This window comes from Brevundimonas sp. UBA6550, assembly GCF_002434505.1.
Lineage (GTDB): Bacteria > Pseudomonadota > Alphaproteobacteria > Caulobacterales > Caulobacteraceae > Brevundimonas.
The window spans coordinates 146,940-169,149 of the sequence record NZ_DJKE01000008.1 but is presented as its reverse complement, the minus strand read 5'-3'; the positions used below and the strand labels follow the sequence as shown (position 1 = coordinate 169,149).

General features: G+C 67.8%; 22 protein-coding genes. 11 read left to right on the top strand and 11 right to left on the bottom strand.

The features are described 5' to 3' along the window. The first annotated feature begins 76 nt into the window (after positions 1-76). The 3 genes from B3Z70_RS08775 to pip are packed head-to-tail and all read left to right on the top strand — an operon-like array spanning position 77 to position 2,089. The gene (locus tag B3Z70_RS08775) at positions 77-685 is read left to right on the top strand and encodes a hypothetical protein (protein ID WP_292019976.1); all 609 of its coding nucleotides are present in this window, start codon (positions 77-79) and stop codon (positions 683-685) included. A gap of 43 nt (positions 686-728) precedes the next feature. Continuing rightward, entirely contained in the window at positions 729-1,085 is a 357-nt protein-coding gene (locus tag B3Z70_RS08770; RefSeq protein ID WP_292019974.1) for a DUF423 domain-containing protein, read from the top strand. 29 nt (positions 1,086-1,114) lie between these two features. Next, positions 1,115-2,089: a prolyl aminopeptidase gene (gene pip, locus B3Z70_RS08765; RefSeq protein ID WP_292019972.1), complete on the top strand. Its 975-nt coding sequence runs from the start codon at positions 1,115-1,117 to the stop codon at positions 2,087-2,089. Between the two features lie 69 nt (positions 2,090-2,158). Here pip and B3Z70_RS08760 read toward each other — a convergent pair whose 3' ends face one another. Together B3Z70_RS08760 and B3Z70_RS08755 are read right to left on the bottom strand one after the other, a co-directional pair. After that, a complete protein-coding gene (locus B3Z70_RS08760) occupies positions 2,159-2,557 on the bottom strand; it encodes a DoxX family protein (RefSeq protein WP_292045377.1) in 399 nt (132 codons plus the stop codon). 84 nt (positions 2,558-2,641) lie between these two features. Then, the gene (locus B3Z70_RS08755) at positions 2,642-3,340 is read right to left on the bottom strand and encodes a pirin family protein (protein WP_292019968.1); all 699 of its coding nucleotides are present in this window, start codon (positions 3,338-3,340) and stop codon (positions 2,642-2,644) included. A 120-nt stretch (positions 3,341-3,460) separates the two neighbouring features. On the opposite strand from B3Z70_RS08755, the gene B3Z70_RS08750 reads away from it, so the two are divergent. Then, on the top strand, positions 3,461-4,387 hold the full coding sequence (locus B3Z70_RS08750; RefSeq protein WP_292019966.1) for a LysR family transcriptional regulator: 927 nt from the start codon (positions 3,461-3,463) through the stop codon (positions 4,385-4,387). 4 nt (positions 4,388-4,391) lie between these two features. Here the strand turns inward: B3Z70_RS08750 and B3Z70_RS08745 are convergent, their stop codons facing one another. Genes B3Z70_RS08745 through B3Z70_RS08730 form a run of 4 tightly spaced genes read right to left on the bottom strand, consistent with a single transcriptional unit; the run spans position 4,392 to position 6,985 of the window. Then, positions 4,392-4,691, bottom strand: coding sequence for a hemolysin (locus tag B3Z70_RS08745; protein ID WP_292019964.1), 300 nt, complete (start codon positions 4,689-4,691; stop codon positions 4,392-4,394). Positions 4,692-4,715: 24 nt separating this feature from the next. After that, positions 4,716-5,072: a hypothetical protein gene (locus B3Z70_RS08740; protein ID WP_292045376.1), complete on the bottom strand. Its 357-nt coding sequence runs from the start codon at positions 5,070-5,072 to the stop codon at positions 4,716-4,718. Then, entirely contained in the window at positions 5,030-5,488 is a 459-nt protein-coding gene (locus B3Z70_RS08735) for a DNA polymerase III subunit chi (RefSeq protein WP_292019961.1), read from the bottom strand. The genes B3Z70_RS08740 and B3Z70_RS08735 overlap by 43 nt, the downstream gene beginning before the upstream one ends. A 21-nt stretch (positions 5,489-5,509) precedes the next feature. Then, positions 5,510-6,985, bottom strand: a complete 1,476-nt coding sequence (locus B3Z70_RS08730) for a leucyl aminopeptidase (protein WP_292019959.1) — start codon at positions 6,983-6,985, stop codon at positions 5,510-5,512. A 142-nt stretch (positions 6,986-7,127) separates the two neighbouring features. On the opposite strand from B3Z70_RS08730, the gene B3Z70_RS08725 reads away from it, so the two are divergent. The 7 genes from B3Z70_RS08725 to B3Z70_RS08695 all read left to right on the top strand — a co-directional run bounded on the left by B3Z70_RS08725 (position 7,128) and on the right by B3Z70_RS08695 (position 16,323). Continuing rightward, on the top strand, positions 7,128-8,264 hold the full coding sequence (locus tag B3Z70_RS08725) for an LptF/LptG family permease (RefSeq protein WP_292019957.1): 1,137 nt from the start codon (positions 7,128-7,130) through the stop codon (positions 8,262-8,264). Then, the gene (gene lptG, locus B3Z70_RS08720; RefSeq protein ID WP_292019955.1) at positions 8,261-9,412 is read left to right on the top strand and encodes an LPS export ABC transporter permease LptG; all 1,152 of its coding nucleotides are present in this window, start codon (positions 8,261-8,263) and stop codon (positions 9,410-9,412) included. Before B3Z70_RS08725 ends, lptG begins: the two co-directional genes overlap by 4 nt. 33 nt (positions 9,413-9,445) lie before the next feature. Further along, entirely contained in the window at positions 9,446-11,911 is a 2,466-nt protein-coding gene (locus tag B3Z70_RS08715) for an LPS-assembly protein LptD (protein WP_292019954.1), read from the top strand. A gap of 72 nt (positions 11,912-11,983) precedes the next feature. Continuing rightward, positions 11,984-13,369, top strand: a complete 1,386-nt coding sequence (locus B3Z70_RS08710) for a peptidylprolyl isomerase (protein WP_292045373.1) — start codon at positions 11,984-11,986, stop codon at positions 13,367-13,369. Next, positions 13,366-14,370 carry a 4-hydroxythreonine-4-phosphate dehydrogenase PdxA gene (gene pdxA, locus B3Z70_RS08705; protein ID WP_292023946.1) on the top strand — a complete coding sequence of 335 codons (1,005 nt, stop codon included), beginning with the start codon at positions 13,366-13,368 and terminating at the stop codon, positions 14,368-14,370. The genes B3Z70_RS08710 and pdxA overlap by 4 nt, the downstream gene beginning before the upstream one ends. Positions 14,371-14,379: 9 nt before the next feature. After that, entirely contained in the window at positions 14,380-15,189 is an 810-nt protein-coding gene (gene rsmA / locus B3Z70_RS08700; RefSeq protein WP_292023944.1) for a 16S rRNA (adenine(1518)-N(6)/adenine(1519)-N(6))-dimethyltransferase RsmA, read from the top strand. Between the two features lie 9 nt (positions 15,190-15,198). After that, complete coding sequence (locus B3Z70_RS08695; protein WP_292023942.1) at positions 15,199-16,323, top strand: pyridoxal phosphate-dependent aminotransferase; 1,125 nt, start codon at positions 15,199-15,201, stop codon at positions 16,321-16,323. Here B3Z70_RS08695 and B3Z70_RS08690 read toward each other — a convergent pair. From B3Z70_RS08690 to fabF, 5 genes are all read right to left on the bottom strand, one after another. After that, positions 16,285-18,063 carry an ATP-binding protein gene (locus B3Z70_RS08690; RefSeq protein ID WP_292045371.1) on the bottom strand — a complete coding sequence of 593 codons (1,779 nt, stop codon included), beginning with the start codon at positions 18,061-18,063 and terminating at the stop codon, positions 16,285-16,287. The two genes, B3Z70_RS08695 and B3Z70_RS08690, sit on opposite strands and share 39 nt — an antisense overlap. Before the next feature lie 184 nt (positions 18,064-18,247). Further along, positions 18,248-18,889: a guanylate kinase gene (gmk, locus tag B3Z70_RS08685; RefSeq protein ID WP_292023940.1), complete on the bottom strand. Its 642-nt coding sequence runs from the start codon at positions 18,887-18,889 to the stop codon at positions 18,248-18,250. Further along, a complete protein-coding gene (locus B3Z70_RS08680; protein WP_292023937.1) occupies positions 18,879-19,763 on the bottom strand; it encodes a YicC/YloC family endoribonuclease in 885 nt (294 codons plus the stop codon). The genes gmk and B3Z70_RS08680 overlap by 11 nt, the downstream gene beginning before the upstream one ends. Beyond that, positions 19,760-20,914: an endolytic transglycosylase MltG gene (gene mltG, locus B3Z70_RS08675; protein WP_292023935.1), complete on the bottom strand. Its 1,155-nt coding sequence runs from the start codon at positions 20,912-20,914 to the stop codon at positions 19,760-19,762. Before mltG ends, B3Z70_RS08680 begins: the two co-directional genes overlap by 4 nt. After that, positions 20,915-22,186 (bottom strand): beta-ketoacyl-ACP synthase II, encoded by a 1,272-nt coding sequence (gene fabF / locus B3Z70_RS08670; protein ID WP_292023934.1) that lies wholly within the window; start codon positions 22,184-22,186, stop codon positions 20,915-20,917. Positions 22,187-22,210 lie beyond the last annotated feature (24 nt).

Below are 22,210 nucleotides of genomic sequence, written 5' to 3'. Positions count from 1 at the left end.
GGGACTTGACGATGCCCTCCAGTTGCCGCCACTTGCGGGTCACCGAACTGTCATGGGCGTGGCGATGGCCAGCACGATGAGTGAAATCGACAGGCCGGCGGACGCCGACACCCGAAACGACGACCGACGCCCCGGCATCATCATCTGCGCCTATGAAGGCGAGGATGCCGGCTGGGACCTGGTCGAGGACCTGTCCGGCGAAATCTGGAGCCCCGTGGGCGCGCGCGCCGTCCCCATCGTCGGCGACGACCCCGACGCCCTGGCCTCGACCCTGGCGGCGCGTCTGGGCAGCGGCGAATGCCGCGCCGTCCTGTTGGTCGGCCGCACGCATCAGGGCCAGGGTTTCCGCGTCCAGATGCGCGCCGAAAACCGCACCCTGGATCACAAGCATCGCCTGTCCAGCACCGGCCCCGGCGTCGCTCGCGCCACCGCCCCGGTCGCCGACATCGTGCGCGCCCTGACGGCGGCGGGGCTTGAAGCCGACGCCTCGTCCGAGGCGGAGAAGGACGCGGGCTCCTATCTGCTCTATCGGGTTCTGGCCGATCTGCCGGACGGCCCCTTGACGCCCTCCATCGGCCTGCTGCGCGCGCCTGCCCCCGCCAACGAGGCCGCCGTGCGCAAGGGTATCAAGGCCGCCGCCTCGGCCATGGCCAGCCACCTGACGCCCCTGCCCCGCGTCAATTGAACCGGCGAAAGACATCGGTCGATCCACGGTCTAGGTTGGCCAGATGATCGTGAGTCGCAAACTGATCCTCTTCGCCGCCTTGAACGGCGCCATGGCGGTCGCCGTCGGCACCTTCGCCGCCCATGGGGCGGGGCCGCAGATCAAAACCCTGCTGACCACCGGCGCCCAGTATCAGCTGATCCACGCCGTTCTGGCGGTCGCCGCCGTTCAGTGGCAGGCGGGCGGACGACTGGCGTCCGTGGCCGGCTGGTTGGCGTCTGTCGGTGGCCTGATCTTCTGTCTGTCCCTGCTGCTGATCGCCTTCCTCGGCGTGCCAGCCTTCGGCGCGGTCGCCCCTGTCGGCGGGGTGCTGATGATCGCCGGCTGGCTGTGCCTGGCCATCGCCGCCCTTCGTTCCTGATTGTTCGTCTGAGTAGAAAGCCCATTTCCATGGCCTTGCCCACGCCCGCTGATCCGCGTCGTATCCTCTATCCCGAGGTCGACGCCTACACTTCGGGCTGGATGACGACCGAGGGCGTGCACGAGATCTATTACGAGGAATCCGGCAATCCGCAGGGTGTGCCGGTCATCGTGCTGCATGGCGGTCCGGGCGGCGCGGTCAATCCGGGAATGCGCCGTTTCTTCGACCCGGCCGTCTATCGCATCATCATGTTCGACCAGCGCGGCTGCGGCCTGTCGCGCCCCCACGCCTCGCTGGAGGATAATACCACCTGGACCCTGATCGCGGACATCGAGCGGCTGCGCGTTCTGTGCGGCGTCGAGAAGTGGGTGGTGTTCGGCGGTTCGTGGGGTTCGACCCTGTCCATGGCCTACGCCATCACGCACCCTGAGCGGGTTCGGACCCTGGTGCTGCGCGGCATCTTCCTGCTGACCAGAAAGGAGTTGCACTGGTTCTATCAGGACGGCGCCTCGATGATCTTCCCCGACGCCTGGGAGCGGTTCCTTGAGCCCATCCCCGAGGCGGAGCGCGGCGACCTGATGGCGGCCTATTACAAGCGATTGATCGGCGACGACGTGGCGGAACGCGAGCGCTGCGCGGTCGCCTGGTCAAGCTGGGAGGGCGAGACCGTCAGCGTGGAAGGCCCCAATGCCCGCCCCGAGAAGTTCGCCGAGCCGGAGTTCGCCGTGGCCTTCGCCCGGATCGAGAACTGGTTCTTCACCAACGCCGGCTTTTTCGAGGAGGACGGCTGGATCCTGAAGAATGTGGACCGAATGCGCCACATTCCCTGCTGGATCGCCCAGGGTCGGTTCGACGTGGTCACGCCGATTTCCGGCGCCTGGGCCTTGCACCGCGCTTGGCCCGAGGCGCGTCTGGATATCGTGGACGACGCCGGCCACGCCTCGTCGGAGCCGGGCATCGTCGACAGCCTGGTGCGCGCCACCGACTGGGCCGCGACCGCCTGACGCCAATCGCAAGTCAGAGAAAAAGGGCCGCCACGTCGATCACGTGGCGGCCCTTTCGCTTGCTTGAGTTCAGAACCGTTTGGAACCGCGCTCGTCCAGGCTCCAGGCGCCTGGCCCTGCGGTGAAGATGTAGAGGAAGACAAAGCAGAACAGGATGGCCGCATCGCCGCCGTTCACCGCCGGCATCGGGTCGCGCGGGAAGTGGAACATCCAATAGGCCACCGCCATCTGACCCGAGGCGATGAAGGCCGCCGGGCGAGTGAACAGGCCCAGCACCAGCAGCACGCCCGTCACCAGTTCGATGGCGCCGCCGATGCCGAACAGGGAAAACAGTTCCTGCTGGCCAGGTTCGGCGCCGGCCGGGAAGCCGAACAGCTTGACCAGACCGTGGGCCAGAAACAGCAGACCGGCGACGATCCGTAGCGCCGCCAAGGCCCTTGGCGACCACGTGCTTGCTTGGTTGAACACTGTCTTCCCTCCCTTTTGCACGCGCTGGCGCGATGCGGATTTCACGGCCGTACCGAAGTCCGGCCGTGAAGCTTGATCCGAAAGTTACGCCGCGTCCACCAGCACGATCTCGGCGTCCGACAGGGCCTTAACCGTGATGACGTCTTCCTGGGCGATGGCGGCGCCGTCGCGCGGGCTCAGCTTGACGCCGTTCACTTCGATCTCGCCCAGCGATGCGACGAGATAGGCCCGGCGGGCCGCGCCGACAGGATATTCGGCGACATCGCCAGCCTTCAACGTCGCCGCGACAACCCGCGCCTCGGTGCGGATCGGCAGGGCGTCGGCGTCATCCTCAAAGCCCGAGGCCAGGACCACGAACTGTCCCGCACGCTCCCCCTTGGGGAAGGGCTTGGTGCCCCAGCTGGGCTTCTCGCCGCGACGGGTCGGTTCGATCCATATCTGGAACAGTCGGGTCAACTCGGTTTCGGCATTGTACTCGGCGTGGCGGATGCCTGTGCCGGCGCTCATCACCTGAACATCGCCCGCAACCGTGCGGCCCTTATTGCCCAGGCTGTCCTCGTGGCTGATGGCGCCGTCGCGGACGTAGGTGATGATCTCCATGTCGGCGTGCGGATGGGGCGGAAAACCGCTGCCCGGCGCGATCTCGTCGTCGTTCCAGACGCGCAGATTGCCCCAGCTCATCCGGTTGGGATCGTAGTAGTTGGCGAAGGAGAAATGGTGTTTGGCGTTCAGCCAGCCATGGTTGGCGCCGCCAAGGGATTCAAACGGTCTGCGCTCGATCATCGGTGGGGTCCTTTCGCGCCGGAACCGTCCGACGCCTTTGCTTGACGCCAAGATAGAGATCGGCGACCGATCAGAAACAGAAACCGCCGAAACTCATTGTTTCCAGACAGGTCGCCCCCGATGAACCGCCTGCCCGACCTCGAAGCCCTGGCCATCTTCGCCAAGGTGGCCGATGCGCAGTCGTTCTCCGGCGCCGCCGAGACGCTGGGCCTGTCCAAGGCGACGGTGTCCAAGGCGGTGACGCGGTTGGAGCAGTCGCTGGGGACCACGCTCCTGCACCGCACCTCGCGCCGGTTCGCCCTGACCGACACGGGCCGAAGCCTGGCCGCCCGCGCCGCCCATATGCTGGCCGAGGCGGAAGGGGCGGTGTCCGAGGCGCTGGACATGTCGGTTACGCCGCGCGGTCTGGTGCGGTTGGCCGCGCCCATGTCGTTCGGCATGGCCTATGTGGCCCCCGCCCTGCCCGAGTTCCTGGCCACCCATCCCGACATTTCGGTGGACCTGCATCTGTCAGACGAGGTGATCGACCTTGTGGGCGGCGGCTTCGACTGCGCCCTGCGGATCGCCGCCCTGCCCGATTCCTCGCTGACCGCGCGCAAGCTGAGGCCGGTCAGACGCGCCCTGGTGGCCTCGCCCACCTATCTGGCGCAACGAGGGCGGCCGACCCACCCGAACGACCTGAACCGCCACGCCTGCCTCTGCTACGCCTATATGCCGACGCCCGACATCTGGCGGTTCAGCAATGCGGCGGGTGAAGAGGTGGTGGTGCGGCCGCAGGGGCCGTTGCGCGCCAACAACTCGGACGCCCTGACAGCGTCGCTGTGCGCGGGGCTGGGCATCTTCCCCCAGCCGGACTTCATCTACTGGAGAGATGTCGCGGGCGGTCATCTGGAGACGGTCATGACCGACTGGAGCCTGCCGCCCATCGCGCTTCACCTGGTGGCGCCCAACAGCGGGCCGCGACCCGCGCGGGTCACGGCCCTGATGGACTATCTGGCCGATCGGTTCAGCAAGCCGTTATGGCCCGGCGATATGGTCGGGCGATAGGGCGTCAGCCGCACTTCACGTCCTTGACGATGTTGGTGGCCTCATCGAACACGAAGTTCACCCGGTTCTCGCGATAGTCCATCGTCGCCGGGCAGGTGGTGCACAGGACGCGGAACGTCTGGCCGGCCGGTGCGGTCGGAATGGTCGAGCGATTGCGCCCGACGTAGCTCTGATAATCCTCGACCTTGCACGCCTTGAAGGCGGTTTCCGATCCGCTCGTCGGCGGCGTCGTTGTCTGGGTCGGGGCGCAGGCCGAGAGCGCAAAGGCGCCGGCTGCGAGGAGCGTGCTGACGATGATTTTCATGATCCGTCCCTTTTCCTAGTCGGCTCAGCCGCAGCGAACCTGTTCGATTACGCCGGTCTGCTCATTATAGAAAATATTCAGACGATAGGCCGAGAAATCTTGCTGCACCGGGCAGGTGGTGCAGGTGACGCGGCGATTGACGACCTCGACCGGCACCGGAATCTCGGTGCGCGGCTTGCCGACCAGATATTGCATCTCTCCGGCCTTGCAGAAGTCTTCGGTCTGTCCGGTCGGCATTCGGCTGCCGACGGGCGGGTTGAGCTGCGCCTGCTCGACGGCGCGTGGGGCCGGCGCCTCGGACACCGGCGTCGAACAGGCCGCCAGCAGGCCCAGCGCGATCAGGCCGCCTTTTCCCAGCGCCCTTCGTCCGACTGTTTCCAATAGGCCAGATCGGCGCCCTGATCCTTCAGCGTCTTCCAGCGCCCGCGCGCGTGCTGCAGCGCCGGTTCGTCCCGCCCGTCGAAAATTATGAAGCATCGTTCGAACCCTTCCGTTGCGCCCATGTCTGCATCGTCGACAATGAACAGCGCCTGAGCGCCGTTCAGGTTCTCACCCGTTTCGCTCAACAGCACGGGCTGACGCTCGGCATGGGGCTGGTCGGCCCGACCATGGGGCAGGAAGCTGTCTTCGCGAAACGTCCAGAGCAGTTCGTCCACATCGTCCAGACGATGGGAATGCGACGACTTCACCATGGCGCGCCAGCCCCGCTCGATCGTCTTTTCGAGCAGGGTCGGCAGCACCTGATCCAGCGTGGACCGCTCCAGGTGGTAGAACCAGATTTCGGGCTTGCCGCTCATCCGGCCCTACCTATCCGACGATCAGGCTTCGTAGGTGTCGGCCACCATACGGTCCAGGGTGCGTACGGCGAAGCCGACGCCGCCCTCGGGCACGGTGGGGTTGGGGCTCTTGTTGGCCCAGGCGGTCGGGGCGATGTCCAGGTGCGCCCACGGCACGCCGTTGGTGAAGCGTTGCAGGAACAGGGCGGCGGTGATCGAACCGCCGGCGCGACCGTTGCCGGTGTTCTTCACGTCGGCGATCTTGGAATCGATGTGCTGTTCGTAGATGGCCGGGATCGGCATCCGCCAAAAGTTCTCGCCCACCTTCTTGGCCGCCGCCAGGATCGGATCGGCCACGTCGTCGGAGTTGGAGAAGACGCCGGCGTAATCCAGGCCCAGGGCCACGATCATGGCGCCCGTCAGGGTGGCCAGGTCGATCATGAACTTGGGCTTGAAACGCTCCTGCGTGTACCAGAGCGCGTCGGCCAGCACGAGGCGGCCCTCGGCGTCTGTGTTGATGACCTCGACCGTCTGGCCCGACATGGACACCACCACGTCGCCCGGACGCTGGGCGTTGCCGTCCGGCATGTTCTCGACCAGGCCCAGAACGCCCACGGCGTTGACCTTGGCCTTGCGGCCGGCCAAGGCGATCATGGTTCCGGTCACGGCGGCCGCGCCGCCCATGTCCCACTTCATGTCCTCCATGCCGTCGGCCGGCTTGATGGAGATGCCGCCGGTGTCGAAGCAGACGCCCTTGCCGACGAAGGCGATGGGCTGACCGCCCGCCTCGCCGCCCTTCCACTGGATCACGGCCAGCTGGCTTTCGCGACGGCTGCCCTGGCCGACGCCCAGCAGGGTGCGCATGCCCAGCTTCTCCATCTCGGCCTCGCCCAGAATCTCGACCTCCAGGCCCAGGCTTTCCAGCGCCTTGACGCGCTTGGCGAACTCGGCCGGATAGAGGACGTTGGCGGGTTCCGACACCAGGTCGCGGGCGAAGATCACGCCGTCCGCCACGGCCGACAACGGCTCCAGCGCCGCCTCGGCGGCGCGCAGGTCGGAGGTGACGACGCGAACCGCCGTGATGGACGGAATCTTGTCGGCCTTTTGCGTGGTGCGATATTTGTCGAAGCGATAGGCCGCCAGACGCGCGGCGAAGCCGGCGCGCGCCGCCTGCTCGGGCGTCAGGTCAGAGGCGTCCATGGTCAGCACCTCGGCGCCCGACAGCTTGACCGCCGCATAGGCCGAACCGCCGAAGGCCTCGACCGCCAGATCGTCCAGCTTGGCCTTGTCGCCCGCGCCGATCAGCAGGACCGAATCCGCGTCCACGCCCGTCGGGGCGGCGATCAGCAGGCTCTGGCCCGCCTTGCCGGTGAAGCGGCCCTTCGTCATCGCCTTGGTCAGGGCGCCGCCCGCCTTGCCGTCCAGCGCCGAACCGGCCGAGGTCAGGGCGCGCTCTTCGAATACCGGAACCGCGACAATCTCGGCGGCGTCCACGGCGGCGACGAATTCGATCTTCATTCAACCAACTCCAGCCAGGCCCCACCCGGCGTCTGCAAAGACTAAAAGACAATGGCGCGTCCGCTTGTCGCCGACGCGCCGTGATGTGCTACTAGATGCGCCTCAATGTCGCCGCCTGCAACCGGGCGAAGTCCATCCGCCCATGAACCTGATTCAAAGATACCTTTTCCGCCAAATCCTCTTCCCGGTGGTCGCCGCCTGCGCGGCGCTGGCGGGAATCGGAATTCTGAGCCAGAGCCTCGACCAACTCCAGGTCATCGTGGAGCGGGGCCAGAGCGTGTGGATCATGGTCAAGCTGACGCTGCTGGCCCTGCCGCAGCTGCTGGCGGTGATTCTGCCCATCGGCCTGTTCGTCGGCGCCCTGATCGCCCTGACCCGCCTGCAGCGGGAGCAGGAGCTGACGGCCAGCTTCGCGGGCGGCATGACCCGGTGGCAGGTGATCTCCCCCGCCGCCCGCATCGCCGTGCTGGTCGCCCTGGTCACCCTGCTGGTCAATGTCTTCCTGCTGCCGTGGGCGCAGCAGGAGGCGCGACGCCAGGCGTTCGACATCCGCACCGATCTGGCCGCCCTGCTGGTCGAAGAGGGGCAGTTCGTTCAGGGGCCTGACGGCCTGACCGTCTATGTGCAGCAGATCGAGCAGAACGGCCTGCTGAAAAACCTGTTCGTCTATCTGGACGACAAGGACAAGGTGACCACCTGGAACGCCGCAGAGGCGCGGTTCAGCCGTGACGCCGCCGGCACGCCGGTCTTGACCATGATCGACGGCTCGGCACAGCGCTATTCGTCGGGCGGGGTGCTGGAGACCCTGTCGTTCGGTCGCTACGACTTCTCCCTGGCGCCGTTCGTCGGCGTGACCGACACCCTGCGCTTCAAGCCCACCGACCTTTATCTGCGGCAGTTGCTGAACCCCACGGCCAAGATCGTGGAGGTCGCTGGCACGCGCGGCGAACTGTTGGCCGAGGCCCATTCGCGCCTGTCCTCGCCCCTCTACGCCCTGGTCGCCATGGCGCTTGCGCTATCGGCCATTCTGGGCGGATCGTTCAGCCGCACCGGCTATACCCTGCGGATCGCCAAGGCCGCGGGCCTGTTCCTGCTGCTGCGCGTGATCGGCTATGGCCTGGTCGCCGGCAGCGCCTGGAACGGCAGCCTGAACGTGCTGCAGTATGTCGTGCCGATCGTCGCCGTCGCCGTATCCCTGCGGGTCCTCTTCCGCGCCCTGAAGCCGCGCCGCAGCCGCAGCGCCCGCGTCCTGCGCGATCTGAAGGCGAGGTTCGCATGACCGCCGTCACCCCGCGTTCGACCGCGCCCGTCCGTCGTTCTCCGCACATCCCGCGCCTGGGCGTCATCGAGCGCTATGTGTTGGTGCAGCAGTCGAAGTCGCTGGCCGTCTCGCTGGCGGTGATCGCCGCCCTGGTCATGCTGATCGACTTCGTGGAGGTTTCGCGTGGCCTGGGGTCGGATCAGGACCTGTCGGCGGTGCGTATCTTCGGTCTGGTGCTGCTGAAGTCGCCCTCGGTGATTTTGCAGCTGATGCCGTTCGTGTTCCTGTTCGGCACCCTGTCGGCCTTCATCGGCCTGAACCGGCGAAGCGAGCTGATCGCCATGCGCGCGGCGGGCGTATCGGCCTGGCGGTTCGTGTTGCCGGCGGCCGGGATGGCCTTCGTGCTGGGCGTGCTGACGGTCACGGTCCTGGGGCCTCTGGCCTCGGCCGGCGACGGGCTGTGGCAGCGCGAGCGCGCCCGCATCTCGGGAACGGCGCCCGGCGGCGATCCGAACGCGGCGATCTGGCTGCGCGAAGGCGACGACCAGCGCCAGATGATCATTCGCGCCGGCCGCCAGGACCGCGCCAATGCGCGCCTGCTGAACGTCAGCTTCTTCATCTACACCACCGCGCCCGGCGGCGGCCGCACCTTCTCGGAGCGGATCGACGCCAAGTCCGCGTCCTTGAACGCCGGCAGCTGGCGGCTGACCGATGCGGTCGGCGCCCAGATCGGCCAGCGCGCGGTCAGCTATTCCAGCCTGACCCTGGTCTCCAGCCTGGCCGACGAGGAGGCGTTCGAACGGTTCGCCCGACCGCAGTCGACCCCCTTCTGGTCCCTGCCCAACCAGATCAGCCGGATCGAGAACGCGGGCTTCACCTCCACCGCCTATCGACTGCGCTTCCAGCAGCTTTTGGCCACGCCATTGGTGTTCGCCGCCATGTCGATCCTGGCCGCCGCCTTCTCGCTGCGTCTGATGCGGCTAGGCGACCTGGCGCGGATGAGCGCGGCGGCCGTGGTGCTGGGCTTCGCCTTCTTCTTCCTGAACCAGTTCTCTTCGGCCATGGGATCGGCCGAGGTCGTGGCGCCCTTCGTCGCCGCGTGGCTCCCGCCCGTTCTGACGGCGCTCGCAGCCTTTACCTTGCTGTTCTATACCGAAGACGGCTAATCGGGCGCTCGCTTCTCAGAATACGGATGGCCTATGCAGGGTGATCGCCACGATCGGCGCCGCAACGCTTTCAGAGCAAGGCTTCTCGCCGGCGCCGCCTTGGTCGCCTGCGCGCCCCTGGCCACGCCGGCCCTCGCTCAGTCCGACGCGCGGTCCGCCCCGCCTGCGGTGCAGGTGGCCGCGCCGTCCGACGGTCTGGCGCCGAACGCCGTCTATGTGGATGCCGACAACGCCCAGCGGGTCGGCGACTCAATCGTGGTCAACGGCACGCCCGAGAACCGCGCCTATGTGCGCACGCGCGGCCATGTGCTGCGCGGCGAAAGCCTGTCCTACGATCTGAACGCCGGTTCGGCGACGGGCCAGGGCGATGTCGAGGCCATCGCCCCGAACGGCACGGTCGTCTACGCCAGCCGTCTGGAGCTGGACCAGAACCTGACCACCGGCGTCGCCGTGGATTTCGCCACCCGCCTGCCCAATGGCGCCAGCCTGATGGCCGCCACGGCCGTGCGCCGCAGCGCGAACGTCAACGAGTTGAACTACGCCCGGTTCACCCCCTGCCCGATCTGCGACGAGAACGGGCCGCGCCGTCCCACCATCTCGATCCAGGCCGAGCGCGTGGTTCAGGACGAGCAGCTTCGCGCCATCCTGTATCGGAACGCCGTCTTCTACATCGGCCCCTTGCCGGTCTTCTACACGCCCTTCTTCGCCCACCCCGATCCTTCGGTCGAACGGGCGTCCGGCGTGCTGGTGCCCATCGTCAACTTCGACGAGGGCCGGGGCGTGTCGGTGGAGGTTCCCTATCTGCACGTCGTCTCCCCGTCCGAAGACTGGCTGATCAGCCCGCAGATCAACACCAAGGTCGCCCCGCTGCTGAATCTGCAATGGCGGCGCCGATTCGCCAACGGGATGATCGTGGCGCGCGGCGGCTATACCAACGAGCGCAACTTCGGCGACTTCGACATCGACGGCGACGGCCGGCTGGAAAGTAACGTCCGTTTCGGCGACCGTGAGAACCGCAGCTATCTGCTGTCGCATGGCGAGTTCGATCCCGATGGTCCCTGGCGCTTCGGCTTCACGGCCGAACGGACCTCGGACAAGACGCTGTTCGACCGCTACGACGTGCGCTCTCCCTATCAGGACAACGGTCTCTATTACGGCGACCGGCGCCGCCTGATCAGCCAGATCTACGCCGAGCATCAGACCGACCGCTCCTATGTGTCGGTCGCCGCCTTCTCGATCCAGAGCCTGCGGCTTGACCCCGCCTTCGCCGCCACCGATTTCCGCGACCCGGCCGGGTTCAAGGTGTTCGAGGACGACCACACCCTGCCCCTGGTCGCGCCCCTGATCGACGCCCGGTGGGAACCGCATGAGCTGGTCATGGGCGGCCGGCTTCGGCTGAAGGGCTCGGCGGTGTCGCTCTATCGCGACAGCTTCGTCGGCGCGCCGATCCTGAACCCCGAGATCGTGCCGCCGGTCACCGCTGGCCTCACCGGCGTGGACAGCCGCCGCATCACCGGCCAGCTGGAATGGCGGCGCACTGTCATCCTGCCGATCGGCGTGCGGGTCGAGCCGTTCGTGGACACCCGCGTCGATCTCTATTCCATGTCGAACCTGCCGCCGATGATGGGGATCGACAGCGACGCCACGATCAGCCGCTCTCGCCTCAGCGCCGGGGTGGACGTGACCTATCCGCTGATCAAACGCGCCGGCGACGCCGACATCATCCTGGAGCCGGTCGGCCAGTTCTCGGTGTCCAACAAGGTCAATCTGGACCCGCGCATTCCGATCGAGGACGCCCAGGTCCTGGAGCTGGACGAATCGTCCCTGTTCCGCATGGACCGCTTCTCCGGCTACGACCTGCTGGAAGGCGGGGCGCGTCTGACCGCCGGCGGTCGCGCCACGATCCGCTGGTCCGAGGGACGAAAGGCCAGCCTGTTCATCGGCCGCAGCTATCGCTTCCAGCAGCAGGACGATTTCAGGACTTCCATCCCCGACGCGCCGGCGCGTCTCTACGATCCCACGGGGCTGGCGTCCGAAACCTCCGACTGGGTGGTTCAGGGCGACTTCTCGCCGTCGGACCGGATCCGCAGCTGGTTCCACGCCACCGTGGACGGATCGGGCGAGGTTCGCCGGGCGGAGGCGGCGCTGGATGGTCGCTGGGGACGGCGCAACCTGGCCACCGTCAGCTATATCCTGGATCAGTCCAACCCGGTCGACGGCCCGTTGAACCGGAACTACGAGTTCGTTCAACTGGCGGGCCAGCAGTTCCTGTATCGCAACTGGGGCTTCACCGTCGCCGGCATCGCCGATCTGGACGAGAACGAGATCACCCGGTCCGAAGTCGGCCTGCTGTTCGACGACGACTGCCTCCGGTTCGAACTGGGCTATCGCCGCGACAACACCCGCGCCCGGCCGGGCGGACCGTCCGAAGGCATCTATGTGCGCCTAAACCTCGCCACTTTCGGAGGTTCAGGTTATGGACAGGGCGACATGCGTTGAGCATGACGCTTTACGGGGCGCGACCGCCTGCCCGTCTGGCTGGCGGACCGCTGTGAGGAATCAGGACGAGCAATGGGTTTGATGCGTTATTCGACGGGGGCTGCGCTCGCGGCGCTCCTGCTCGCCGGTTCGGCCCATGGCCAGACGGCCCCGGCCCGCCCGCAAGGGTCCGCCCAGCCTCCGGCTCAGACGCCGGGCCAAGGCGTCGCCGCCGGCGCGCCCAATCCGGCGGCCGAGGAAGCCCCCACGACCGCGCGCGCCGAACCTCAGTTCGAAATGGCCGACGGCATCGTCGCCACCGTCAACGACAAGATCATCACCGGCTATGATCTGCGCCAGCGGATGCTGATGCTGATCGCCTCGTCTCAGGTTCAACCGACCGAACAGAACCTGCCCGCGATCCAGCAGGCGGCGCTGAACGCCCTGATCGAGGACCGCCTGAAGGTTCAGGAGATGGCCAAGTTCGAGAGCCTGAAGGTCACCGACGAAGAGGTGGATCAGGAAATCGCCGAGATGGCCCGCGCCGCCGGCACCACGCCCGCCAACTATCTGCAGTTCCTGCAACAGGGCGGCATTCAGCCCGCCGCCTTCCGCGAGAACCTGCGCACCCAGATCGGCTGGAGCCAGTTGGTCCCCGGTCGTTTCAACAGCCGCGCCCGCGCCAGCAGCCTGCAGGTCGATCAGGAACTGCGCCGCCTGAACGAGGCGGCCTCCAAGCCCCAGTTCCTGCTGGGCGAAATCTATATCGACGCCGCCCGCGTGGGCGGACCGCAGGCCGCGCTGAACGGCGCGCGCCAACTGGTGCAGCAGATCATTCAGGGCGCGCCCTTCCAGGCCGTGGCCCAGCAGTTTTCCTCGGCGCCGTCCGCCAACGCGAGGGTGCCGGGCGACGCGGGCTGGGTGGTGCGTGATTCGCTGCAGCCCGCCGTCCAGACCGTGGTCGATCAGCTTCAACCCGGCCAGTTGTCCAACCCCATCGTCGTCGATGGCGGGGTCTATATCCTTTATCTGCGCGACAAGCGCGACGGCGCCTCGACCAGCCTGGTTTCGCTGCGTCAGGTCATGGTCGAACTGCCCGAGACCGCGTCCGAAGCGGACGTAACCGCCGCCACTCAGAAGCTTCAGGCCATGCGCGCGGGCCTGACCTGCGACAACATCCTGTCGCAGGCTCGCGCTACCGAGGGCGTGATCGGCGCGGACCTGGGCGAATCGGACGTGGCCAACCTGGCGCCCCAGTTCCAGCAGTTCGCCCGCACCGGCGAGCTTGGCGCCGTCTCCACCCCGATCCGAACGCCCCTGGGTCTGCACCTGGTCGCCGTCTGCGGCCGTCGCGTCGGCGGCCCCGAGGCCCCCAGCCGCCAGCAGGTCGAAAACCGCCTGCGGGCGCAGAACCTTCAGGTTCTGGAGCGGCGCTATCTGCGCGACCTGCGCAGCGACGCCCTGATCGAGTTCAAGTGACCGGATCGGTCGCGCCTCTGGTCCTGACGCTGGGCGAGCCCGCCGGCGTCGGGCCGGAGATCGTCGCCGCCGCCTGGACTGCCCTGAGACACGAACCGCTGGCCTTCGCCGTCATCGGCGACGCCGACCTGATGCGCGCGCAGGACGTGCCGGTGGTGGAAGTCAGCACGCCCGGCGACGCGGCCGACCGCTTCGCCCGCGCCCTGCCCGTCATTCACAGACCCCTGCCCGCCCCGGTCGAGGTCGGTCGCCCCGATCCCGCCAACGCCCTGGCTGTCGCGGACGGCATCGAGGAGGCGGTCAGTTTCGCCCTGTCCGGCGAAGCCTCCGGCGTCGTCACCGCCCCCATCGCCAAGGCGCCAATGTACGCCTCGGGCTTCCGCTTTCCAGGCCATACCGAGTTCATCGCCGAACTGACCGCCGACGCCCCCTATCAGGGAACGCGCGGCCCAGTGATGATGCTGACGGCGCGAGACTTGCGCGCCTGTCTGGTGACCATCCACGTCGCTCTGGACCAGGTGCCGGAACTCGTCGCGGCCGAGCGCGTGGCCCGCACCGCCCGTGTCGTCGATGAAAGCCTGAAGCGCGACTTCGCCATCGCCCGCCCGCGTCTGGCCATGGCGGCGCTCAACCCCCATGCGGGCGAAGGCGGCGCCCTGGGTCTTCAGGAGATGGACATTCTGATCCCGGTCGCTGAACAGCTGCGCGCAGAGGGCGTCGACATCACCGATCCCAGGCCGGCCGACACCCTGTTCCACGACGCGGCGCGCGCCACCTATGACGCCGCCATCTGCATGTATCACGATCAGGCGCTGATCCCGGTCAAGACGCTGGACTTCTGGGGCGGCGTGAACGTGTCGTTGGGCCTGCCCGTCATCCGCACCTCGCCCGACCACGGCACCGGGTTCGACATCGCGGGCAAGGGCGTCGCGCGCCCCGACAGCCTGATCGCCGCCATCCGTCTGGCTTCGGAGATGGCGGCGGCGCGCGCCGCGCGCTAACACACGGTCGTGACCGACCTTCCCTCCCTCCGCGAAACCCTCGACGCCCACGGCCTCTCGGCCAAGAAGAGCTTCGGCCAGCATTTCCTGCTGGACCTGAACGTCACCCGCAAGATCGTCCGCCTCGCCGGTCCGTTCGAGGGGCGCCCCGTGATCGAGGTCGGCCCCGGTCCCGGCGGCCTGACCCGCGCCCTGCTGGAATCCGACGCCGGTCCGGTGGTTCTGGTCGAGAAGGACCCCCGCTTCGTTCCCCTGCTGTCCGAGCTGGACGACGGCTCGGGCCGCCTGACCATCGTCGAGGCGGACGCCCTGAAGGTGAAGGAGGCCGATCTGGTCTCCGGCCCCGCCCATCTGGTCTCCAACCTGCCCTACAACGTCGGCACGGCCCTGCTGATCAAATGGCTGACAGGCCCCTGGCTGCCGCACAGCCTGACCCTGATGTTCCAGAAGGAGGTCGCCGAGCGTGTCGCCGCTGCTCCGGGCGAAGACGCCTATGGCCGTCTGGCCGTGATCTCCCAGGCCGTCTGCACCGCGCGCATCGTCATGCATCTGCCCGCCGCCGCCTTCACCCCGCCGCCCAAGGTGGCCTCGGCCGTCGTGCATCTGGTCCCGCTGGCCGAACGCCCCAGCCCCGAGCGCCTGAAGAAGCTGGAGCGGGTCACCGCCGCCGCCTTCGGCCAGCGCCGCAAGATGCTGCGTTCCAGCCTGAAGCAACTGGGCGGCGCCGCCCTGTGCCAAGCGGCCGGGATCGAGCCCGACGCCCGCGCCGAGACCATCGACGTGGCGGGATTCCTGCGCCTGGCCGATGCGCTTTCCTGAGTATCTGACATGACCGTCGAACCCTTCCGCGCGATATCCGTCAGCCGTCTGGCCCACCAGCTGAAATCCGAAGGCCGGTCGATCATCCATATGGAGTTCGGCCAGCCGTCGACGGGCGCGCCCGCCGCCGCCATCGCCCGCGCCCATCAGGTGCTGGACGACGACGCCATGGGCTATTGGGAAAGCCCGGACCTGCGCGCCCGCATCGCCCGCCTGTATGACGACCGCTACGGCGTCACGGTCAACCCCGACCGCATCCTGCTGACCTGCGGGGCCTCTCCGGCTTTGGTTCTGGCGCTCAGCACGCTGTTCAAGCCCGGCGCCCGGATCGCCCTGGCCCGGCCCGGCTATGTCGCCTATCGCAACACCCTGCGCGCATTGCACCTGGAGCCGGTCGAGATCGCCTGCGGGGCGGAGACCCGGTTCCAGCTGACGGCCGATCAACTTCGGGCGCTGGACCCCGCGCCTGCCGGGGTCGTCATCGCCAGCCCTGCCAATCCGACCGGCACCATCATTCCGGACGCCGAACTGGCCGCCATCGCCGAGGTGTGCCGTCAGCGCGGCATCGCCATCGTCTCGGACGAAATCTACCACGGCCTCAGCTACGTCGGGCCGACCTCGTCCATGCTGCAGTTCGCGCCGGATGCCGTGGTGATCAACAGCTTCTCCAAATACTGGAGCATGGCCGGGTGGCGCCTGGGCTGGCTGCTGGTCCCCGAGGCGCAGGTCGACGCCGCCCGCGCCTACATCGGCAATATGTTCCTTACCCCGCCGTCGCTGAGCCAGCACGCCGGTCTGGTCGCCATGGATGCGGTCGAGGAGTTGGAGGGCCATGTCCAGACCTACGCCCGAAATCGCGACCTGATGCTTCAGGCCCTGCCGGCGCTGGGCCTGAAGAAGATCGCCCCGCCGGACGGCGCCTTCTATATCTGGGCGGACATCGGCCATCTGACGGACGACAGCGCCGCCTTCTGCGAGCAGATGCTGCGCGACACCGGCGTCGCGACCGCGCCCGGCGTGGATTTCGACCCGGTGGATGGCCGCCGCTTCATCCGGTTCAGTTTCGCCGTTTCCACGCCCGAGATCGAGGACGCTTTAAGCCGCCTGCGTCCCTGGTTCGCCGCCCGCAGCTGACACCACGTCCGCCGTCGATGTCGCCCGGTGAAGCGCATCGTACAGCTGCTTGGGCTCCAAGGGCTTGGGCAGCCAGTCGGTCATGCCGGCGGCGTAACAGGCGTCCACCTGTTCGGCCTCGGTGCCGGCGCTGAAGCCGATCACAGGCACGGCCGCATTCAGACCGTCGGAGCCGCGCAGGCGCCGCGTCGTCTCATTGCCGTCGATGCCCGGCATGTTGACGTCCATCAACACCACGTCGAACGCCCGTTCCGCCAGCAATGACAACGCCAGATGCCCGTCGGAGGCGGTGGCCAGATCGACCTCCAACGGCTGCAATACCAGGGCGATGGTGCGGCGATTGATCTCGTGATCGTCCACGGCCAGAACGCGGATGCGCCGCGTCAGGGTCGGGGCAGACCCTTCGAAACCCTCGTTCGCCTGGGTGGGCTGTCCTGCCGGCAGATCGACGCAGAGGGTGAAGGCCGCCCCTTCGCCCGGTGCGCTCTTCACCGTCAGGTCGCCGCCCATCAGCCGCGCCAGCTCGCGGCTGACGGTCAGGCCCAGCCCCGTCCCGCCATAGGTGCGCGCCACCTCGGCGGACCCTTGCGCGAACGGCGAGAACAGACGGTTCATGGCTTCCGGCGTAATGCCGGCGCCCTGATCCACGACGGTCAGGGTCAGACAATGCTGGCCATCGCCGTGCGGCGCGGCGGCTTCCAGGCGGATCACCCCGGCCGGCGTGAACTTGATGGCGTTGGACACCAGATTGTTGATGATCTGACGCAGGCGATAGGGATCGCCGCGCAGCCAGACGGCTTCGTCGTGATCCACCGCCAAGTCCAGCACAAGGCCTTTTTCGGCGGCCGGCGCGGTCCAGAACCGGGCGGTGTCGCGCACAAGCTCGCCCAGCTCGAAATCCCGGCTCTCTATCGCCATCGCCCCGGCCTCCATCTTGGAGTGATCCAGAAGGTCGTTCAGCATGCCGGTCATCAGGCGCCCGGCGTCGATGATCAGCTCGGCCGTCTCCTCCCGCTTCTCCGGCAGCTTGCCGTCGCGGATGACATGGGCGCCGGCCAGTATGGCGCTGACCGGGGTGCGCAGTTCGTGACTGACGATGGCGGCCATGGCGGCGCGATCGGCCATGGCGCCCTGCGCCTGCTCGAGACGGCGTTCCGCCTCCGCGCGGGACCGAACCTCGGCCTGCCGGGCGTGATACACGCGCCAATAGATGTTCAGCATCATGCCCGCGAACAGGGCGGCCGACAGGGTCATGACAGCCACGCCGCGCGTATCGCCCTGAACCAGCTTGATCACCGGCATCAGGGCCAGGAACAGCAGATAAGGGCCGCCGCCGATGAAGAAGAGCACGCGCGAACCGATGCCGGAAGCGACATTGGTCAGCAATCCTCCGGCCAGGGTCAGGGCCGCCAGGGTCACCAGGGCGGGGTGATTGGTCGTCCAGATGATCATGGCCATCCCGCCGAACAGGGTGGCCATCAGGATCGTGGACATCAAGGCCAGGCCGACCGCCAGGCCGCCGGTCGACGGTCGATCCCGCCGGAACGGCGCCATGGCCCAGAACTCGAACCCCTGCACCATCAGCGCGGTCGCCAGCCAGACCGGAATCCACGACGCCATGCCCCCGGCGTACATGGCCCAGGCCATGACAACGGCGAGCAATAGGCGCACCGGCGCCTGTTTGGCGCGTTCCCTGGCGCTGCCCGCCAGGATCGGTCCGATGGAATCCAGAGATATCATGAGCCCCTCGCTGCCCCTACCTTAGGGACAGAGGGCGAACAGGACGTAAATCAGGGGCCCGGTGTAGGGGTTCTTCCCTATGACACCGTTTACTCTCCGATGGCGTCCGCCATGGCAAAAGGGTTTCAGTAGCGTAGCGTAGAGTACCCAGACGCCGCAGGCCCCGAGGTCTGCGGCGTTTTTCTCAGACCGCTTCGCGCAGCAGGGCGGCCTTGTAGTCGCCGACCCACAGGTTGCGGAACCGGCGCGAACGCTCGGCGTGATAGATGTGGGCCAGTTCGGCGTAGGATCGGTCGAAATCCTCGTTGACCAGCACATAGTCGAAGGCGTCGCAGTGTTCGATCTCGCCCTTGGCGTTGGCGACGCGGCGCTCGATCACATCCTCGGCGTCCTGCGAGCGGGTCACCAGGCGACGACGCAGTTCTTCCAGGCTGGGCGGCAGGATGAAGACGCGCACGGCGTCCTCGGGGCATTTCTCGGCCACGTCGCGCGCGCCCTGCCAATCGATGTCGAACAGGACGTCGCGCCCCTCGGCCAGGGCGCGGTCGACCGGACCCCGCGGGCTGCCGTAGCGATTGCCGTGAACATCGGCCCATTCCAGGAAGGCGTCTTCGTCGATCAGACGCTGAAACTCGTCGTGGCCGACGAAATGATAGTCGCGGCCGTCCACCTCGCCCGGCCGTATGCCGCGCGTGGTCATGGAGACCGACAGCTCCAGTCCCCCGTGGTCCGCCATCAGGCGGCGGCACAGCGAGGTCTTGCCGGCGCCCGAGGGGCTGGCGACGATCAGGAGGACGCCCCGGCGGGGCGTGCGTTCATTCGACATTCTGGACCTGCTCACGCAACTGTTCGATGACGGCCTTGAGCTCCAGGCCGATTCCGGTGAGCGCGGTCGTAGCCGATTTCGAGCAGAGGGTGTTCGCCTCTCTCATGAATTCCTGCATCAGGAAGTCGAGTTTCCGCCCGGCTGGCGCCGAGGCCACAAGCTGGCGCGCCGCCGCGACATGGGCCGTCAGTCGATCCAGTTCCTCGCGCACGTCGGCCTTGGCCGCCAGCGCGGCCGCCTCAAGGAAGATTCGCTCGTCCAGACCGGGCGCGTCGGGGGCCAGTTCGGTGATGCGGCGCGTGAACCGCTCGCGGATCGTCTCGACCTGCGCCGCCGCCTCGCTTTCGGCCTGAGCCGTCAGGGTTTCGATCCGGGCGATGAAATCCTCCAGCACCGGGGCCAGAAGCGCGCCCTCCTGCTGGCGCGACGCCTTCAAGGCGTCCAGCGCCTGCTCCACCGTCTGGGCCATGGCGGCTTCGAGCGCCGACCGCGCCTCGGGATCGTCAACCTCCTCGGGCGTCTCGATCACGCCGCGCAGCGCCAACAGCCCGTCCGCCGACGGCGGCGTCGCCCCATCCTCGGCCAGTTCGTTGGCCAGAGTCAGATAGCGCGCCAGCACGGCCGCATTGACGGCGACCGAGGCTTCGCCGGCGTCGGTGCGTTTGGCCTGCAGGCCGATGCTAACCTGACCGCGTGCGAACCGGGCCTGCCCCGCCGCCTTGGCCGCCCGCTCCACCGCGTCGAAACCGTGGGGTCCGCGAAACCGGACTTCCAGGTTGCGACCGTTGACGGACCGGGCCTCGACCGACCAGGTCCAGCCGTCGCCGGCGCCGTCCGCCCGGCCGAATCCCGTCATGCCTGATAGCGCGGTCATCTCGCCCCCTGACTGGCGCCGGGCGGCAGGGTGATGGTCGCCTGGCCCGTCGCGGGTTGTTCGGCCGCTGGCGTCATCGGCGCGGGATTGGTTCCGGGAACTGCGGGCGCGGGCTCCTCAGGCGGCAGGCCCGCCTTCTGGCGTTCGATCTGGCGCCAGCGGGCCACGTTTCGCTGATGCTCCTCATAGGTCAGGGCGAAGGCGTGGCCGCCCGATCCGTCCGCGACGAAGAACAGGGCCGGGTCCGCCTGCGGGTTCAAGACGGCCTTGACCGCCTCCACGCCCGGATTGGCGATAGGCGTCGGCGGCAGGCCGTTGATCTGATAGGTGTTCCACGGGGTCGCGGCCAACAGTTCGGAACGCCGGATGCCGCGCCCCAGCGGCCGCCCCTTGGTGATGCCGTAAACGATGGTCGGATCGCTCTCCAGACGCATTCCGGCGCGCAGCCGGTTGGAGAAGACCGCCGCCACGCGCGGACGCTCGGTCGCCAGGGCGGTTTCCTTTTCGACGATGGAGGCCAGGACGACTGCCTCTTCCGGCGTGCGCGCCACGGTCGCGGGCGAGCGCTGGCTCCACAGCAGGCGCAGGTTCTCCGTCGCCGCGCGCTGCATCCGGTCGATCACCGACTGTCGCGTATCCCCGCGCGCCACCTCATAGGTGTCGGGCCACAGGCTGCCTTCCGCAGGCGTGTCCGCGACCGTGCCGATCAGCACCGGCTCCTTGTTCAGGATGTCCACCGCCTGAAGCGAAGACCAACCTTCGGGCAGGGTCACGAAGTGACGCACTACCCGCCCCTCGACCAGCAGGTTCAGCACCCCGGCCAGGGACATGCCCGAGGGCACTTCATATTCCCCGGCCCTCAGCCGACGATCCGCCCCGGTCAGGGTCGCCGCCGCGCGGAACAGGTCGGTCGAACGGATCACGCCCTCGGCCTTCATCTTGGCGGCGATGGCGGAGACGCCGGAACCGCTGGCCAGGGTCACGACCGTTTTGTCGCCCTGCCGCGCCGAGGGGCCGGGCGCGTAATAGACGGCCCAGACCGCGATCAAGGCGACCAGCAGGAACAGGCCGAAAGTCGCCGATGCGGTCAGCAGCGAGACCGTGAATCCCGACCGTCCGCTCGACTTCTCGACCCGTCCCCGTCCGAACATTCAGTCCACCTTCTTGAAGATGACCGAGGCGTTGGTGCCGCCGAAGCCGAAGCTGTTGGACATGGCGACGTCGATCTTCATCGGCTTGGCCTTGTTCGCGGCCAGATCGATGGGCGTCTCCATCTCCGGGTCGTTCAGATTGATCGTCGGCGGCGCGACCTGATCGCGGATGGCCAGAACGCAGAAGGCCGCCTCGATGGCGCCGGCCGCGCCCAGCAGGTGGCCCGTCATCGACTTGGTCGAACTGACGGTCAGGTTCTTGGCGTGATCGCCGGCCAGCCGCTCGATGGCCTTCAACTCGATCCAGTCGGCCATGGTCGAGGTGCCGTGGGCATTGACGTAATCCAGGTCGGACGGCTGCATTCCGGCCCGCTTCAAGGCCATCTTCATGGCCCGCAGGCCGCCCTCGCCGTCCTCGGACGGGGCGGTGATGTGATAGGCGTCGCCGCTCATGCCATAGCCCACCACCTCGGCGTAGATCTTGGCGCCGCGCGCCTTGGCGTGCTCGTACTCCTCCAGCACCATGACCCCGGCGCCCTCGCCCATGACGAAGCCGGCGTGGCCCCGGTCATAGGGGCGCGAGGCCGTCTCGGGCGTGTCGTTGTAGGCGGTGCACAGCGCCTTGCAGGCCAGGAAGCCAGCGATGCCGATGGGCACGATGGAGCTTTCCGCCCCGCCGGCCACCATCACCTCCGCATCGCCCAGGGCGATCATCCGCGCCGCGTCGCCGATGGCGTGGGCGCCGGTGGCGCAGGCGGTCACGACCGAATGGTTCGGCCCCTTCAGCCCATGGCGGATCGAAATCTGGCCCGAGGCCAGATTGATCAGGGCCGAGGGAATGAAGAAGGGGCTGACCCGGCGCACGCCCTGTTCCTTCAGGACGATGGCCGTCTCCGCGATGGGGCCCAGGCCGCCGATGCCGGATCCGACCATGACGCCGGTGGCCTCGCGGTCCTCGTCCGTTTCGGGCTTCCAGTCGGCGTCGGCCAGGGCCTCGTCCGCCGCCGCGATGGCGTACAGGATGAAATCGTCGACGCGCTTTCTGTCCTTTGCGGACATGATCTTTTCGGGGTCGAAGTCGCCTTCGCCGCCCCCGCCGCGCCCATCCACGCTCGGCACCTCGCCGGCGATGGTGCAGCCATAACCTTCCGTGTCGAAGGCGGTGATCGGGCCGATGCCCGACCGTCCCTCGACGATGCCTTGCCAGCTCTTCTCGACGCCCCACCCCAGGGGTGTCAGCAGACCGATGCCCGTAACGACGACGCGGCGCATGGTGCGTGCTCCTTCAGCTCCAAA